We start from the raw sequence: 16,139 nt of genomic DNA on the forward strand, positions 1-16,139 counted from the left end.
TCTGATCGACGATCAGAAAAATAAATCTGTCCCCTTTTTGCCCTCACTCCTGCCACTGGGCGCGATAACTCAGCCCCAGTTGTAGGATCTTTTGTAACAGGACGCTATACGGCGTCCCGCTGACCTCGGCACTATCCGCAAACTCGCCGCCGTACTGCAGCTCCGGATTCGGGTTGGCCTCCAGGACGTACAGCTTCCCATCCTCTTCCATCCGCAAGTCGATCCGTGCATAGCCGGACAGATTGAGCAACCGATAGGTTCGCTTGCAGATGTGATGGATTCGCCGCTCCAACTCCTTATCGATTCCCGTCGCCTGACGGTAATCGACGCCAAGCTTCTCTTGATATTTGGGATCCCATTTCACCTTGGCGGTGGCGATCAACGGGGTCTCGTCCGACACGTTCTTGAAGACCAGCTCCCAGACCGGCAAGACCTTCAACCGGTAGTTCCCCAGCACCCCAACGTAGAACTCGCGGCCGTCGATGAAACGTTCGGCGATGGCGTCGGTCCCCAGCTGGCGATGGATGAACTCGGCTCGCTCCTTCAACTGCGCCGCGTCTTGAACCAGCGACGCCTGGGCGATACCCAGCGACGCCTCCTCGGTCAACGACTTGACCAGCATCGGGTAACGCAGTTTTTTCGATGGCCGGATCCCCTGCCCAAGCGGGTAGACCGCAAAATCCGGCACCGGCACCCGATGAAAGGCCAACACCTTTTTCGAAAGTGCCTTGTCATGGGCCAGCATCAACCCACGCGGATTGCATCCGGTGTAACGGCTCCTCATCAACTCAAGATAGCTGACCACATGCTGGTCGTAGACCGCGACGCCGTGAAACTCCTCCAACAGATTGAAGGTGACGTGGGGCTTGAAGTCCATGATCGCCCGTCGCAGGACACCGAGATCGCTGTCCACCCCTAACGGCAGCACCTCGTGCCCCAGCTCGGCACGCAACGTCTCGAGGACGTCGAACTCCGTCTTGAACGGCTGCATCTGCTTCTCGTCCAGCCCTTCGATCGAGTCCGGAGGTACGAGATCCGCGTGCATCAACTGCATGACCCTGAGCTTGCGCGGTTTCTTTTTCATACCGGGATCTCGAACCGACGGGCGTGAAGACAACTCATCGTGTGGACCGTCACCAGCACGATCGCCTGAGTCTCGGTCCGAGACGGCACCATGGTCAGCCGCAGTTTCAACACGCGACACCTCTCGATCATGTCCTGCAGCACCTGGTCCACGGTGTAGACGTTGGAGTTGGTGTACTCGGCGATGATGCCGCGGATCTTTGGACGAAGACGACGGAGAAAGGTCGATGCCGGTGGCCGTCTGGCGTGTCGTGGGTCGTCGGAGAACAACCGCTTGAGGTCGCGGTCGTAGACATCGGGCCACGCCAACCCATAGCGACTGCGTTTGCTGCGGTAGTAATTCTTCAGCGTCATCCGCAACTTCGACACCGGTTCGAGATGGGCCTTCGAGCGCACCGGCGCCGGTTTCCCGAGGACCTCCTCCTTCATCAATTCATCGACGAACTGCAGCTTGGCCAGCGCCTTGGGCCAGTCGGCGTACTGCTTGCGCCAGTTCAGTCGTGGGGTCAGCCAGACCGCAAACGTCTCGGCAAAGTCTTCCGCCGGGTGGGCCTGGGCGTACCAGGCGTCCAGGTGCAGAACAAACGCGCGGCTCGATGGACGAGGACGATAGATCCGTGGATAGGGCTGGGAGTAAAGGCCGAACACGTCGCGCCAGCGTTTGCGTCGGTGCAGACGATAGGCCGTGTCGATGGCATGCCCGGTCTCGTGACGGAGCAGACGCATGCAGGCCGTCGAGCTGCCCCCTTCCACCTCCAGCATCTGCCGGAGTTCCAGCTTCATCAGCCGTGGGTGAGCCAGGAAGAACGGGATCGCCACGCCGGGGACGCCGTCGGGTGAGAACCACTCGCTGGAGAGCCACGCATGAGGACGGAAGCCGATGCCACGACGATCCAACTCAGCGTAGAGTCGCTGCACCCGACGCTCGAGGGGCGTTCCCTCGAGGGTCAGGTCCAGGTCACAGAGCCGCTCGTCGAGGAGCGACTCGTCGTCGTAGTGGGTCCAGTCCCGTCTACGTCGCGCCACGTCGCCTCACTCGCCGGGGATCAGGAACAACCGCTGGTGGCCCCGCAGTTGACGCAGGCGTAGCAGGCGGCGTTACGGATCATGATCGCCCCACACTCGTGACACGGCGGCGCGTCGGCCTGGGCCACGAACACCTCTCGCTCGCGGGCGGATCGAGTCTCGCCGTTGCCGTCGGCGGTCTCCTGAGCGTCCCCACTGCCTTCGTCGATAGAGATCTCCGGCTGGTTCTCCGTCGGCAGGAACTCCTGGGCCAACCAACGGAAGACGTAGTCGACGATCGACTTGGCGATCGGGATATCCGGGTTTCCGGTGAAGCCCGACGGCTCGAAGCGAACGTGGGTGAACTTGTCCACCAGGAATCGCAACTCGACACCATGTTGGAGCGAGAACGAGATAGCGGTGGCGAAGGAGTCTGCGAATCCGGCCAACGTCGAACCGGCCTTACCCAGCGTAATGAAGATCTCACCGGGCATGCCGTCGGCGTACAGGCCGACGGTCATGTAACCCTCGAAACCGCCCACGCTGAATTTGTGGGTCTTCGAGTCGCGGGTGTCAGTCAGCTTGCGGCGAGCTGCACCGGGGGGAAGCGGCGCGGCGTCGACGGCGATCGCGTCCGTCTTACTCTTGCCGGTGGAGAGCGGCTGGGTACGCTTGCAGCCGTCACGATAGATCGCGATCGACTTGAGGCCCAGACGCCAGGCTTCGATGTAGGCCTCTTCGATGTCCTCGATGGTGACCGTTGACGGCATGTTGACGGTCTTCGAGATGGCGCCCGACAGGTACGGCTGAACGGCGGCCATCATCTTGATGTGACCCATCGGCTCGATCGAACGACTGCCGTTGGCAGGCTTGAAGGCACAGTCGAAGATCGGCAGATGCTCGTCCTTCAGCTGGGGGCAATCCTCGATGGTGTCGTTCTCGTCGATGTAGTCGACGATCTTCTGGATGTCGGCCATCTCGTAGCCCAGCTTCTTGAGCGAGAGCGGCACGCTGTTGTTGATGATCTTGAACAGGCCGCCACCGACAAGCTTCTTGTACTTGACCAGTGCCAGATCCGGCTCGATCCCGGTGGTGTCGCAATCCATCATGAAGGCGATGGTGCCGGTCGGTGCCAGGACGGTGGTCTGGGAATTGCGATAGCCGTGCTCCGTGCCCGTCGTGACGGCATCGGCCCAGGCTCCACGAGCAGCGGCGAGGAGGTCCGACGGCACGGACGTGTCGTCGATCCCGTCGGCGTGAGACTGATGCTTCCGCATCACCTTGATGAACGGCTCGCGATTCCGCTCGTAGCCGTCGAACGCGCCGTTGTGGGCGGCGATGTTGGCGGAGGTCGTGTAGGCGTGACCACACATCAGTGCGGTGATGGCGGCGGCGTAGGCGCGCCCCTCGTCGGAGTTATAGGCGTTGCCCCGAGACATCAACAACGCGCCCAGGTTGGCATAGCCAAGACCCAGCGGACGGAACTTGTGGGAGTTCTCGCCGATCGGCGGTGTCGGGTACGACGCGTTATCGACCCAGATCTCCATCGCGGAGATCGTGACCTCGACGGCATGCTTGAACGACGCGATGTCGAACTCGCCGTCGGGGCGACGGAATCGCATGAGATTCAACGAGGCCAGATTGCAGGCCGAGTTGTCGAGGAACATGTACTCGCTGCACGGATTGGAGGCGTTGATGCGATCGGTGTTGGGACAGGTGTGCCACGCGTTGATCGTCGTGTCGTACTGGATGCCGGGATCGCCGCAGATCCAGGCGGCGTCGGCCATTTCACGCATCAGCTTGCGGGCGCGGTAGGTCTCGATCGGGCGTTTGTCGGTGACGGCACGCGTCGAGAACTCGCCATCGTTGAGGACGGCCCGCATGAAGTCGTCATTGACACGAACCGAGTGATTGGCGTTCTGGAAGAAGACCGAATCGTAGGCTCCACCGACGACGTTGAACTCGCCGGAGTAGCCGGCGTCGATGAGCGTCCAGGCCTTCTTCTCTTCGTTGGCCTTGGAGGTGATGAACTCCTCGATATCCGGATGCTCCGCGTCGAGGATGACCATCTTGGCGGCGCGACGAGTCTTGCCACCGGACTTGATGACACCGGCGAACGCGTCGTAGCCCTTCATGAACGAGACCGGACCGGAGGCCGTTCCGCCCCCGCCAAGCGTCTCCTTGCTGGAGCGGATCGTGGAGAGATTCGAACCGGTGCCGGAACCGAATTTGAACAGCATCCCCTCGGTCTTGGCCAGATCGAGGATCGAACCCATCGTGTCTTCCACCGCGTTGATGAAACAGGCCGAGACCTGCGGATGCTCCTCGACCCCACAGTTGAACCAGACCGGCGAGTTGAACGAGACCATCTGATTGACCAGGAGGTGGGTCAACTCGTGCTCGAAACTCTCCGCGTCTTCTGGGCTGGCAAAGTAGTCGCCGTCTCGACCCCAGCTGGCCGCCGTCTTGGCCACCCGATCGATCAGTTGCCGAACGCTGGTCTCCCGCTCCGGGGTTCCCATGAGCCCGCGAAAGTACTTCTGGGCGACCACGTTGGTCGCCAGCTGGGACCAGAACTTCGGGACCTCGACGTTCCGCTGCTCGAACGCGATCTCGCCCTTCTCGTTGGTGATGACCGCGTCCCTCAGCTCCCATTCCAGCGCATCGTAGGGATGGACGCCGGCCTGGGTGAATCGACGCGGGACCCGGAGGCCACGACGCGGATCATGGCTCCCGTCGGTGCGTTCCGCAGCATGCTCGCCGACGACCTGGGGGCTAGGGTTTTTCTTGGAAGTTTCGCGGTCGGAACGGAGCATTTACGGTCCTCCAGGGGGGATGTTCAGGCGTCAGACGAAACGAGCTGGAATGTAGCAGTCACCTCTAAAACGCGTCAAGCAAAAACCGAGGAACGGCCACAATATTTGTCACCGACGACGGGCTCGACCCCAAGATGTAGTGGTTCTACCCGAGACGACCGATCCGGCGCAACCCCAGTCTGGTTGCGACATTTTACATCATCGGGCGAGGGATTTCGACTCCTCAGATTGAGGATCTAGGGGCCGTCCGTCGACTCGAAAAAACTGAGCCAATCGGGGTCCGGATCGATGAAGCAGACCCCCATCCCGCAATCCAGGACATGGGCCAGCTGCGGCGGCACTTTCTTGGCCCAGACGACCCGCGCCCACATCGTAAACGTCTGCTCGTCAATCTTCAGCTCGACCTGCAGCGTGGTGCCGGGGGCGAAGACCGAATTGGTCCCGATGTAGAGTCCGGTGGGTGAGACATTGCGGGTAAAGCCGGTACGGTTCAGTGCGTCCACGCCGTAGCGCACACGCACACGCTTCCTGGCTCGATCCGTATCGCGTTTCTCGCCTAGCGCCATCGCGATGATCCCCCCGCGGCCCTCATCCTATCACCGAGAACGGCCTTCGATCTGTGCGATCGCCCAGGTCACGCTCTCACGAATGTGGGGTTGCGGATCCTCTCGATGCTTCCGCAAAAGCTCCAGATGCCGCCGATCGCCTTGATTGCCGAGGACAATGGCCGCGTTGCGACGCATGCCATCCCAGCGCGCGCGCATCAGCGGCGTGCCCGAATACCGCACCCGAAACGTCACCTCGTCAAGATCCAACAAGTCCGCCGGATCGAGTCCTCGGAGATCGTCTCGCGATTCGATGGACGCGGGGTCTGCCTCCTCGGCGAACCGCTCGTTCCATGGGCAGACGTCCTGACAGACGTCGCAACCGAAGACCCAGCCGTCAAGACCCGATCGAATCGACTCCGGGATCGACCCTCGATGCTCGATCGTCCAGTACGAGATGCAGCGAGTCGCATCAACGACCCCATCGGCGACGATGGCGTCGGTGGGACACGCATCGAGACAGGCCGTGCAGGTCCCACAATGATCGGCGTGAGGGCCATCGGCGTCCGCCTGCAACGACGCGCAGGTCAGGAGCTCTCCTAGCAGCAGCCACGATCCTCGACCCTGGGTCAGCAGGTTGGCGTTCTTCCCGATCCACCCGATCCCCGACTGCTGAGCCCAGCCCCGTTCGAGGATCGGTGCGGTATCCACGAACGCTCTCGTCGCCTGCCCACTCTCGTCCTCGAGCCACTGCGCCAGATGTTTCAGTCGTTTCCCCATCACCTTGTGATAGTCGCGGCTCTGAGCGTAGCGGGCGACACGACCGAATCGATCCGGCGGAGGCTTCGGTGTCTCCCTCCAGTAGTTCATCGTCACCGTCACGACGCTGCGACAGTCCGGCACGACGGCGCTCGGGTCTTTCCGGCGTTCAGGGTGGCGGTCCATCCACGCCATGGTCCCGTGGAATCCGTGGCCCAGCCAGGCCGCCAGCGCGGCACCGTCACGCGGCAACGGCGCAGCATCCGCGATGGCGATGTCATCGAACCCCTCGTCGACGGCCCGCCGCTTCAACGCATCGGTCAGCGTGTCAGCCATCGTCGCCCCGTATTTGCCCTGCGGCCCACGAGATCTGCCGGGCCAGCCCACGAAGCATCTGAACCTCGTCGTCGGTGGCACCCGCCCGACCGATCAACCGGCGAAACCGACGGAGAATCGTCGCCGAGGTTCGCTCGTCGATGAAGCCAATTCCAAGCAGCCCCTCCTCGAACTGACGGTAGAAGGCCTCCCGTTGCTCGTGGGATGCCGGGACCGATTCTGCGAGAGGCGTCCGCGGGCCGTCGAGGGTCGAGAGACGAAGCTCGTACGCCACCAGGCCCAACGCCTGACTGAGGTTGAGTGACGGGTAGGCCGGGACCGAAGGCAGATAGACCAGATGGGTGCAACGATCGAGTTCGACGTCCGACAGTCCGTGGTCCTCGCGACCGAACATCAACGCCATCGACTGATCCCGATGGGGCGCGAGACCGACGGCCAGTTGGTCCAGACGCCAGTGGGGATGACGATACTTACCGGTCCGCGCCGTCGCACCCACGACGGTCTGTGCGCCCTCCAGGGCGTCGTCGAGGGTGTCATGAACGGTGGCGCCCCGCAGCAGATCGGCCGCGTCGACCGCCATCCGATAGGCGTCGCCACCGTGCGGATCACATCCGGGGTCGGCGATCACCAGATTCCCGAATCCGAAATTCTTCAGGACACGGGCGACGGAGCCGATATTGCCCGCCGTCTGTGGTCGGGCCAGGACGAAACGAACCTGTTCGACAGAGGCCGACGCCACTAGCGCTGCGGCTTGGGTCGAAGCGGGAAGGTCTCTTGCACCGTCTTCGGCTGCGCCAGGGTCTCTCCGGCGATGGCGGTTACCCGCTTGTCGAAGAACAGCGTGACTCCCCGCGTTCGCATGGTATTGGCGAGGTCGATCTCGCGGACGAAACGATCCCGCCGCTCGTCGGCCAGGTCCCGGACCTTGCGCGTCGCGTCGTACTCTACCGGTCCTTGCCATCTGGGGACGAACGCGCCGTCCTCGTGGAAATAGACGACGGCCTGTCGCTGCGTGATCAATTCGTCGCTGAAGTCGTCGTAGAACACGATGACCTCGTTGGTGCCGTCCTGGTCGAGATCCAACAGCTGCAGGTCGCCGGCACCGACGTGGCCACCGGCGATTTCGCCGAGGTCGGCGGTATGAATCGCTACCAGGCGTTCACCCGCCGCCTGGAAGACTCCAAAGCGGACGTTGACCGCGTCAGATTTTGAATTGCGGCCGGTGAGATAGGTCACGATCGAGACGACCTGCTTGTCCGTCGCATTGGGGACCACACGGGCGCGGAGCACCGTTCCCGTCAGGACCTTTCCGGTCTTGATCCCGAGCGCCTCGTACGCGCCGACGCCGGCTTCGGACTTCTTCGGCCCCGCCAGGACGATTACCGGCAACAGCAGCAACGCGACAGACAGGACTCTCGGGATCGAAACACGCATGGTCTCTCCTCTCAGCTAACACGGCGATCTTAGGCTGACTGCCGGTGGGATGCAAAGGCGCTCTGGTAGCATCCGGCCGTGGTGGCGTTGCATCAGGCTCGCTGGCTCTTGCCGATCGACACCCCGCCCATCGAGTGGGGCGGGATCGTTGTGGACGACCATCGGATCGTCGCCGTGGGCGTGGCGTCGGAACTCAAACGGCATTACCCCGACGCTTCCGCCACCGATCACGGCGACCGCGTCCTTCTGCCCGGACTGATCAACGCCCACACCCATCTGGAGCTCTCGTGGATGGGGGCCGAGCCGTTGCCACGGGGCGACTACGCTCTCTGGCTGGAGAGACTGCTCGAGACACGGACCCGGATCGACCTCTCGTCCGCAAAGAACGCCGCCGCCGATGCGCTGGCGTTCGCCATCGACCACGGCACCGCGGCGTTCGGCGATATCTGCAACGACACCTGGGTCGCCGAGGTCGTGAGTGCACGGCCGGAGGTCGACGGGGTTCTGTTTCATGAGCTCCTGGGTATGAACCCCGAGAACGCTGCGACGACGCTCGAGCACGGGCACCGGCAGGTAAGGACCATCGGGCAACGACCCGATTGGCCCAACGATCGTTGGACGGTGCGCCCGACGCCCCACGCGTCGCACAGTGTCTCGCAGCCGTTGCTTCAGGCGTTGGCGGAGCAGGGGCGACGGGATGCGGCCCCGTTGAGCATCCACCTGGCGGAGAGTCCTGCCGAGGTCGAGCTCTTGACCACCGGTCGCGGGAGTCTCCGACCTCTCTTCGACCGATACGGGTTCACCACGGAGAACTACGTCCCACCGGCGCAAGGCCCCGTCGAGTACGCGGAACGCTGTGGCCTTCTCTACTCCGGGACGTTGTTGGTCCACGGCGTCCAGCTGTCTCGGCACTGCTTCCCATTACTCCGATCGCGCGGCGTCACGGTGGTCACCTGCCCGCGGAGCAATCGCTGGCTCGGCGTGGGCACGGCACCGGTCACGGAATTCGTCGCCGCCGGCATCCCGGTCGCGTTGGGGACGGATTCGTTGGCGTCGGTCGAGGATCTGGACCCGTTCGTAGAACTTGCCGCGTTGTGCGAAGCCGCCCCTGGACTCTCGACGATCGACGCAGTGAGGATCGCCACCCTGAATGGTGCGCGGGCCCTCGGGCTCGCCGATCGGCTCGGTAGCCTGGCACCGGGGAAGCGAGACAGGGTGCTGGCGATCGACCTCGATGGATCCAATCAGGATCCCCACGACGCGGTGTGCAACAATCCCTCGGCACGGAAATGGATCGGCTAGTTGGATCCAACGAGGGTCGAGATGACAGGCAAATCGGATCGGATGCGGGTGGTCGTCGCGATCACCGGTGCCAGCGGTGCCATCTACGCGGTGCGGTTCGTCAAGGCCGCGCTGGAGCACGGCCTCGACGTGGACTGCGTCGTCAGCGACTATGGAAAGCGTCTCCTCATCGAGGAGTGTGAGCTCAACCTCAAGACCGAACCGCTGGTCGACTGGTTGGATCGTCGTTACGGGCCTGCCGAGCGAACGGGCACGTTGACCGAGTACTCGGTGCATGACCTGGGTGCCCCACTGGCGTCGGGGTCCCGGAAATGGGATGCGATGGTGGTCGTCCCCTGCTCGATGAAGACCCTGTCGGGAATCCGTCACGGCTCGTCGACAAACCTGATCGAGCGGGCGGCGGATGTCACCCTCAAGGAACGTCGTCCACTCCTGCTGGTTCCTCGTGAGTCTCCGCTCAATCAGATCCATCTGGAGAATCTCGCCGACGTCGGTCGCGTCGGTGCCACAGTGGTTCCGGCCATGCCCGCGTTCTACTACGGCCCGACCACCTTCGAGGATCTGGCCGACTTCATCGCCGGCCGCCTCCTGGCACTCCTCGGCATCCCACACGAACTGACGCGGGCCTGGGACGGCTAGCCCGCCAGCGGCCTCCCGGCGATCAACGCCTCTACCATCGGAACCACGTCCTCCGGCGTCAAGGACCCCAGGAGTCTCTGGCCATCCCGTCGTCGACGACGACGGCTCCAGTCCCCGTCTCGCTCGTCGCCGACGATGACCGCCCAACCGCCCACAGAGTAGGGACCCCAACGCGTCGCCCCGCACGTCGGCCACGGACCATGAATGGCCAGGACGGGTCTCCCCAACGCAGCCGCGACGTGGATAGGACCCGTGCTGGAGCCGACCACCGCATCCGCGTGGAGCACGAGTCCACAAAGTTCCTGAAGCCCTCCGCGAAAGATCGCGCCCGAATCGTCGCCGAAGAGACCCTCGGCCTCCCACGTTGCTTCCGCGGGCCCCATCGAATGAACCACGGCGAACCCGAGCTTCGTCAGCCGTTGCCCCAACAAGCGGTGATGGGCCACGGGCCAGGTTGGACACGAACCGCCGCTACCGGCGTGAAGGACGACCAACGGCGCCTCGTCCGTCAAACCTAGACCGGCCCGGAGATCCCGGCCGAGAAGCGCCCCACGCTCACGCTGAGATTCCGGCAACGTCCACGGGAATCGCGGGGCGTCGGGCTCGCCGCCGACCTGCATGGCGAAGTCCCGTGCGTAGTCCACCTCATGCAGGCCACCGTGGCGACGTCGTCGGTCGACACGATGATGGAACAACGGGCTGTAGAGCCGATGGGATGTGCCGACCCTTTGCGGGACCCCGCCGCGGAGCGTCTGCCACGCGCTTCCGGCGCTGCGGGTCATACAGATCGCAAGATCCGGCCGGAACTCACGGATCGTGCGGATGTTCTCGCGGGACGACGGACGGAAGGGCAAGACCGCATCCACGGGGTCGAACTGTTGGGCGATCGGGATCCACTCGGGTGCCACCATGCAGGCCAGCTGACAGTCGGGGTACGCGGACCGGAGACTCGCCAGCGCCGGTAGGGTGAGGACGAGATCGCCCAGGCGATCGTGGCGGATCGCCAGCAGTCGTCGAACGCCCGGCAGACGCGGACCCGCACCGGGTAGGACCGCGGTACGGCGATGGACCTGCTGGAGACGGATCGACGTCATGGAACCGCGAGTCTAACGCCGTTGTGGAAAGATGGGGCATGGCACTGCTGGTCCTATTCGATATCGACGGCACTCTGGTGGACACCGACCGTGCGGGTCGGATCGCGCTGCAGCAGGCATTCGAGACTCTTTTCGGCGTGACGCAGTTCGCGGACAAGACCCGACACGTCAGATTCGGCGGTCGCACCGACCCCGACATCGTGGAGGATTTGGCGATCGCGTCGGGTGTCGCCCCGGAGACGCTGCGATCTCACGACGCCGAGTTTCGGCTGGAGTACTTTCGGCGACTCTCCGTCGAGATGCAGCGGTCCAACTCCAGGCGTCGACTCTACGACGGCGTCCTGCCGCTGTTGGAACGTCTGCAGTCGGAGGCGGTCGCCCTGGGTCTGGTCACCGGCAACTTCGAACAGAGCGCTCGGTTGAAACTGACGCCGTTTGGAATCAACGACTACTTCCCGACCGGCGGATTTGGTTCCGACGACCGACAACGGGCCCGAATCGCTCAGATCTCCTACGAGCGTGCTTCCCGTCAGCACGACACCGTCTTCTCTCCTCGGGAGGTGACGGTCGTCGGAGACACCGCGATGGATGTCCACTGCGCCAGAGAGAACGGGTTCCGCGCCGTCGCGGTTCGAACGGGATGGGCGGCGGCAGGCGAGATCGACCAGGCCGCTGCCGATCATGTCTTCGACGATCTCTCGGACCTCCCTCGCGCCCTGACGGCGTTAGGCGTCCGCTAGCGGCTTGCCGTCCGCTCCAGGATGAACAGTCGACGACCGGCAGAGACCGCGATCTCGTCCCGTCCGTCACCGTCGGTATCGGCCACGGCCAGGGCCTGAATGTCGTCCACCTTCATGCGGACATCGACCTCGCGGCTCTCCACGTCGATCACGACCAGGTGATTCGACTTGAGGGCCAGCACCAGCTTCTCGTTTCCGTCGGGATCGAACCGAGCCGTCGACTGTGCAAGGACGTCGGCCGGCAGGATCGCGATGGACGAACCGATTCTCTCGACGGCCCATGGCTGCCGTCCCGGTGGCGTGTCGAGGTCGACTACGTTACGAGATCCATCCACCTCGACCAGCTTCGCGCCATCATCGGTCCGGACCAAGGCCAACAGGCTCTGACCGGGATCCTGATCGACGGCGGTCGCGAGACCCGCCGGCCCCACCGCGGTTCGGTCCCCGAACCCGCCCTCGGGCTGCAACTCCTGTCGGTGCAGACCCGTCTGCGTCGCGACCCACAGATTCCCGTCGCCGCTGCCCGCGGCATCGAAGACGGCGGCATCGAGGGTCATCTCGCGGAGTTCAGGCCCCTTGAGATCGATGATCGCGATCTGTCGGGCCCCCGGTCGGAACCCGAGCACCCGGGAGTCGGGGCCGTCGGACGCCGTCAGTGGGACCAATCGACGGAACGACGGGTGGTCCTTCCACTGATGGATGATCTTTCCCGTGCGATCGATCGTCGCCAGCCGAGTGCCGACGCTGGCAAGCCAGAAATCGTGCCCGCCGCGCCGAGCGAACGCGAGAGCGGAGACCCGCGAGGGGAAATCTCGCATCCACCGCACCCTCAGGCCTACTCGATCGGTCAGCACGGTCCCGATCTCGACCGGCACATCCGGTTTCCGAAGATTGTCGATGATCTTCGGCAGGAGTTCCTGGGATCCTTCGAGGTAGCTGTCCCATCGTCGGCGGACACGACCCGTCCGATCGAGGATGATCAACGTCGGCAAGCTTGAGACGGAGAATTCGCGTTCGAGCGTCTCGTCGTAGGTCACGACCGGGAGGCTCAAATCATGATCCTCGACGAAGGCCACCGCCACGTGAGGAGGCTCGCCGGAGTTGACCGCGAACACCCGAACGTTCTCGTCCCGGTAGCGGTCCTGAATCGTGTCCAACTTCGGAAGCCCCTCGACGCAAGGAGGACACCAGGTTGCCCAGAAGTCGAGGATCACGACGCTGCCGCGGAGATCTGCCAGTTCGATGGGGTCCGGCTGACCCAACACGTTCAGCGTCGCGTTTGCCGGAGGCAGGTACCAACGATCGGCCAGCAGAGGGTGAGCGTTCGACTTGACCGTTCCGCGATAGTCGGCGGCCCAGTCTTCCGTCTGCCACTGGTTCTCGCCGAGATCGGTGGCGAATTGAAGAAGATCGACGGCGATCTCCCGCTGGCCGGCCGACGCCAGCCATCGAGCCCAACGCACGGCTCGGGCACTGTCGCCTCCGGTCGCCTGGCTCGGCTTCCAGGCGGACGCGCCTCGCTTCAAGATGGGCTGAGTCCTGACCGGGCGAGCGGCCAGCCCCTCGCGGAGGGTCGCTGCCGTGGCACGGGGATCCCCGAGCTCCAGCTGACGGCCGGCCAGTGCGTCGATCCTGGCAATGTCGTAGGTCGGTGTGTCGGCGGTCTTCTTCTCAAGAGAGACGAGGAGTTCGATCACCGGCTGGTGGGGTAGGTCCGGTCGCTGACCGATGGCAGTGAGGATGTCGCCGACGGGGGTCGCGTTCCGCTGGAAGCAAGCCTGCCAACTTCGAGGAGGACCTTCGAGGCAGGATTCCGCGCCGAATACCGGCGCCGGCAGGATCAAGAAGAGTGCAGCAATCTGCAGGAAACGCGGCATGGTCCGTCTCGTGCCCCCACGATGCGGGTCCGTGCCGGTAGACGACCTGAAAAGTTGTCGGCTACGCGGTGACGACGGCGGTTGCCCGCCAACTCGCAAGGATCTCGGAAGCTTTTGAAGTCTCGATCTCAACAAATCGACGATAGACCTTTTTCAGGTCGGGGTCGATCTGGTAGGTCCGATCCTTGAAATCGTAGTTAACGATCAGACCCGGCTTCTGGAGCTTCCTTCTTGCCATCAACGCACCCTCCTGACGAGACACCGCAGACACCATCTTCTTACCCTTCCAATTTGCGTACCAACTTCACAATAGGAGTTTAAGGCTAAAATTACCGCCATTCATATTCTGTTATTCAAAGTATTATTGATAAAAAAGATAAACTATCCGTGGAATTCCAGATCCTTCCTTGCATTGACTCCGTCACTCTGACAGATTTAACGAGAAGGGCGGTCATAATGGCCGGCACTTTTCATAACGCGAAGGGCAGACGAACCCGTGGCAACTTCCCCACCCCAACCGTCGTTACTCCTGGTGGCTTCTCCGGGGACCGCCCGGGCCCAGAGTCGGCAGATGCTCGAAGATGCGGGGTACACCGTGCGAACCGAGTCCGACCCTGCCGCGGCCGTCCGACTGGCCGCCGAACACCGCTACGATGCGGTCCTGTTCCATACCGACCTGCAAAGCGCGCGCGGCGCGGACCGGATGCGTTCGCTGAAACTGGCGCTGGCGGGAACACCGGTGCTGGCCCTCTGCTCGCCCTCCGACCCCATCCGTCCTTCCAACGCCCTCCGACATGGAGCCGACGACTACCTGATGTTGCCCCTCGACCGTCACGAGTTGCGGACCCGTCTGCGTCGCATCCTCGAGATGGCCGAACTCGACAGCCGTGTCGCCTACTTTCAGGATCAGGTCTCCAAACGAACGAGTACGCAGACCCTCAAGGCCCAGTCCCAGTCGATGCAGAACGTTCTGGAACGGATCGATCGGGTGGCGCCGATGCGCTCGACGGTCCTCGTCGTAGGCGAGAGTGGGGTGGGCAAGGAGTTGGTCGCGCGGTCGATCCACTTCAAGTCGACCCGCACCCGCGCGCCGTTCATTCCGTTAAATTGCGCGGCGATTCCACCCAATCTGATCGAGTCGGAGCTCTTCGGGCACGAGCGCGGCGCGTTTACCGGTGCCCACGTTCGAGCACGGGGCAAGTTCGAGATCGCCCACGGAGGCTCGCTATTCCTGGATGAGATCGGTGAGCTGGGTTCCGAATCGCAGGCCAAGCTGCTTCGCGTCCTGGATGAACGCGAGTTCATGAGAGTGGGTGGAGACCGGAGCGTCCGGGTGGATGTACGCGTGATCGCGGCGACCAACGCCGATCTCGAAACCCTCGTGAGGGATCGTTCGTTCCGTGAAGACCTCTATTATCGACTGAAGGTCGTCACGATTCGCGTCCCTCCGTTACGCGAACGACGTCCCGACATCCCGCACCTCGTCGAGACGTTCCTGAGCGAACTCTCCCGGGCCAACGCGATCGCCCTTAAGCGAATCTCTCCCGAGGCCTTGCAGGCCATGCAGCGTCACACATGGCCGGGAAACGTTCGCGAGCTGAAGAACATGGTCGAGTCGATTCTGGTCTCCAGCCGGACCGAAATCATCGAAATCGACGATTTGCCCCAAGAAATTAGAGAAACCCGCTCGCTACCTCGCAGCGGAGGGATCGCTGCGGGCATGACGCTTGCGGAGATGGAGCGTGAATTGATCTTGCGAACACTGGAGCAGACCGGCGGCAATCGCACTCACAGTGCGACGTTGCTGGGAATCGGTGTTCGCACGTTGCAACGAAAGTTGCACACGTATGGCATCGATGTTCCGTCGACACGACGACGTCCACGACGTTCGTCGCGTCACGACAAATGAACATTCGCGAGCCGCTTCGACATAACTGTTGGTGTTTTTTTCTTGACACCTTTTTATGCATCTCTAATATTCGATACTACTAATGACCGATCGAAGTTCTCGATCGACTGAAGGAGGTGATACCGAGCATGGCGAAGAAGAAAGCTACGAAGAAGAAGGCCACCAAGCGTAAGGCCACCAAGCGTAAGACCAAGCGCAAGGCCACCAAGCGCAAGGCGACCAAGCGTAAGGCCACCAAGAAGAAGGCCACCAAGCGCAAGACCAAGCGTAAGGCGACCAAGCGCAAGACCAAGCGTAAGGCCACCAAGCGTAAGACCAAGCGCAAGGCCACCAAGAAGAAGGCCACCAAGCGTAAGACCAAGCGTAAGGCCACCAAGCGTAAGACCAAGCGTAAGGCTACGAAGCGTAAGACCAAGCGTAAGGCTACGAAGCGCAAGGCCACCAAGAAGAAGGCCACCAAGCGTAAGACCAAGCGCAAAGCCACCAAGCGTAAGGCGACCAAGAAGAAGGCCACGAAGCGCAAAGCCACCAAGCGTAAGGCCACCAAGCGCAGGACGACCCGCAAGAAGAAATAGTTCTTCTCGGGCACTCTTGCCGTTA

The 16,139-nt window shown here is 62.9% G+C and carries 15 protein-coding genes; 5 read left to right on the forward strand and 10 right to left on the reverse strand.

Translation table 11 applies throughout. The features are described from left to right. Window positions 1-43 precede the first annotated feature (43 nt). The 7 genes from OES25_07320 to OES25_07350 form a co-directional block, all read right to left on the reverse strand. Window positions 44-1,084, reverse strand: coding sequence for an ATP-grasp domain-containing protein (locus OES25_07320; GenBank protein ID MDH3627452.1), 1,041 nt, complete (start codon window positions 1,082-1,084; stop codon window positions 44-46). After that, entirely contained in the window at window positions 1,081-2,109 is a 1,029-nt protein-coding gene (locus tag OES25_07325) for a putative zinc-binding metallopeptidase (protein ID MDH3627453.1), read from the reverse strand. The genes OES25_07320 and OES25_07325 overlap by 4 nt, the downstream gene beginning before the upstream one ends. A gap of 20 nt (window positions 2,110-2,129) precedes the next feature. Continuing rightward, the gene (locus OES25_07330) at window positions 2,130-4,904 is read right to left on the reverse strand and encodes a vitamin B12-dependent ribonucleotide reductase (protein ID MDH3627454.1); all 2,775 of its coding nucleotides are present in this window, start codon (window positions 4,902-4,904) and stop codon (window positions 2,130-2,132) included. Between the two features lie 236 nt (window positions 4,905-5,140). After that, a complete protein-coding gene (locus tag OES25_07335; protein ID MDH3627455.1) occupies window positions 5,141-5,470 on the reverse strand; it encodes a PilZ domain-containing protein in 330 nt (109 codons plus the stop codon). Between the two features lie 30 nt (window positions 5,471-5,500). Next, window positions 5,501-6,544, reverse strand: coding sequence for a tRNA epoxyqueuosine(34) reductase QueG (gene queG, locus OES25_07340; protein ID MDH3627456.1), 1,044 nt, complete (start codon window positions 6,542-6,544; stop codon window positions 5,501-5,503). Next, window positions 6,537-7,283, reverse strand: a complete 747-nt coding sequence (locus OES25_07345; GenBank protein ID MDH3627457.1) for an RNA methyltransferase — start codon at window positions 7,281-7,283, stop codon at window positions 6,537-6,539. The genes queG and OES25_07345 overlap by 8 nt, the downstream gene beginning before the upstream one ends. Continuing rightward, window positions 7,283-7,978, reverse strand: coding sequence for a hypothetical protein (locus OES25_07350; GenBank protein ID MDH3627458.1), 696 nt, complete (start codon window positions 7,976-7,978; stop codon window positions 7,283-7,285). Before OES25_07350 ends, OES25_07345 begins: the two co-directional genes overlap by 1 nt. Window positions 7,979-8,056: 78 nt before the next feature. Between OES25_07350 and OES25_07355 the strand changes: the two genes are divergently transcribed. Both OES25_07355 and OES25_07360 read left to right on the forward strand, forming a co-directional pair. Further along, window positions 8,057-9,280: an amidohydrolase family protein gene (locus OES25_07355; protein ID MDH3627459.1), complete on the forward strand. Its 1,224-nt coding sequence runs from the start codon at window positions 8,057-8,059 to the stop codon at window positions 9,278-9,280. Window positions 9,281-9,301: 21 nt separating this feature from the next. Then, window positions 9,302-9,919: a UbiX family flavin prenyltransferase gene (locus OES25_07360; GenBank protein MDH3627460.1), complete on the forward strand. Its 618-nt coding sequence runs from the start codon at window positions 9,302-9,304 to the stop codon at window positions 9,917-9,919. Here the strand turns inward: OES25_07360 and OES25_07365 are convergent. Next, entirely contained in the window at window positions 9,916-11,013 is a 1,098-nt protein-coding gene (locus tag OES25_07365) for a glycosyltransferase family 9 protein (GenBank protein ID MDH3627461.1), read from the reverse strand. The genes OES25_07360 and OES25_07365 overlap by 4 nt on opposite strands. A 38-nt stretch (window positions 11,014-11,051) precedes the next feature. On the opposite strand from OES25_07365, the gene OES25_07370 reads away from it, so the two are divergent. Beyond that, on the forward strand, window positions 11,052-11,753 hold the full coding sequence (locus OES25_07370; GenBank protein ID MDH3627462.1) for an HAD family hydrolase: 702 nt from the start codon (window positions 11,052-11,054) through the stop codon (window positions 11,751-11,753). Here OES25_07370 and OES25_07375 read toward each other — a convergent pair. Together OES25_07375 and OES25_07380 are read right to left on the reverse strand one after the other, a co-directional pair. Further along, window positions 11,750-13,630, reverse strand: a complete 1,881-nt coding sequence (locus OES25_07375; GenBank protein ID MDH3627463.1) for a TlpA family protein disulfide reductase — start codon at window positions 13,628-13,630, stop codon at window positions 11,750-11,752. The two genes, OES25_07370 and OES25_07375, sit on opposite strands and share 4 nt — an antisense overlap. 61 nt (window positions 13,631-13,691) lie before the next feature. After that, a complete protein-coding gene (locus OES25_07380) occupies window positions 13,692-13,868 on the reverse strand; it encodes a hypothetical protein (GenBank protein MDH3627464.1) in 177 nt (58 codons plus the stop codon). 294 nt (window positions 13,869-14,162) lie between these two features. Between OES25_07380 and OES25_07385 the strand changes: the two genes are divergently transcribed. Both OES25_07385 and OES25_07390 read left to right on the forward strand, forming a co-directional pair. Further along, entirely contained in the window at window positions 14,163-15,539 is a 1,377-nt protein-coding gene (locus tag OES25_07385) for a sigma-54 dependent transcriptional regulator (protein MDH3627465.1), read from the forward strand. 128 nt (window positions 15,540-15,667) lie between these two features. Beyond that, window positions 15,668-16,114: a hypothetical protein gene (locus OES25_07390; GenBank protein MDH3627466.1), complete on the forward strand. Its 447-nt coding sequence runs from the start codon at window positions 15,668-15,670 to the stop codon at window positions 16,112-16,114. Window positions 16,115-16,139 lie beyond the last annotated feature (25 nt).

The organism is Acidobacteriota bacterium (genome assembly GCA_029861955.1).
Taxonomy (GTDB): domain Bacteria; phylum Acidobacteriota; class Polarisedimenticolia; order Polarisedimenticolales; family Polarisedimenticolaceae; genus JAOTYK01.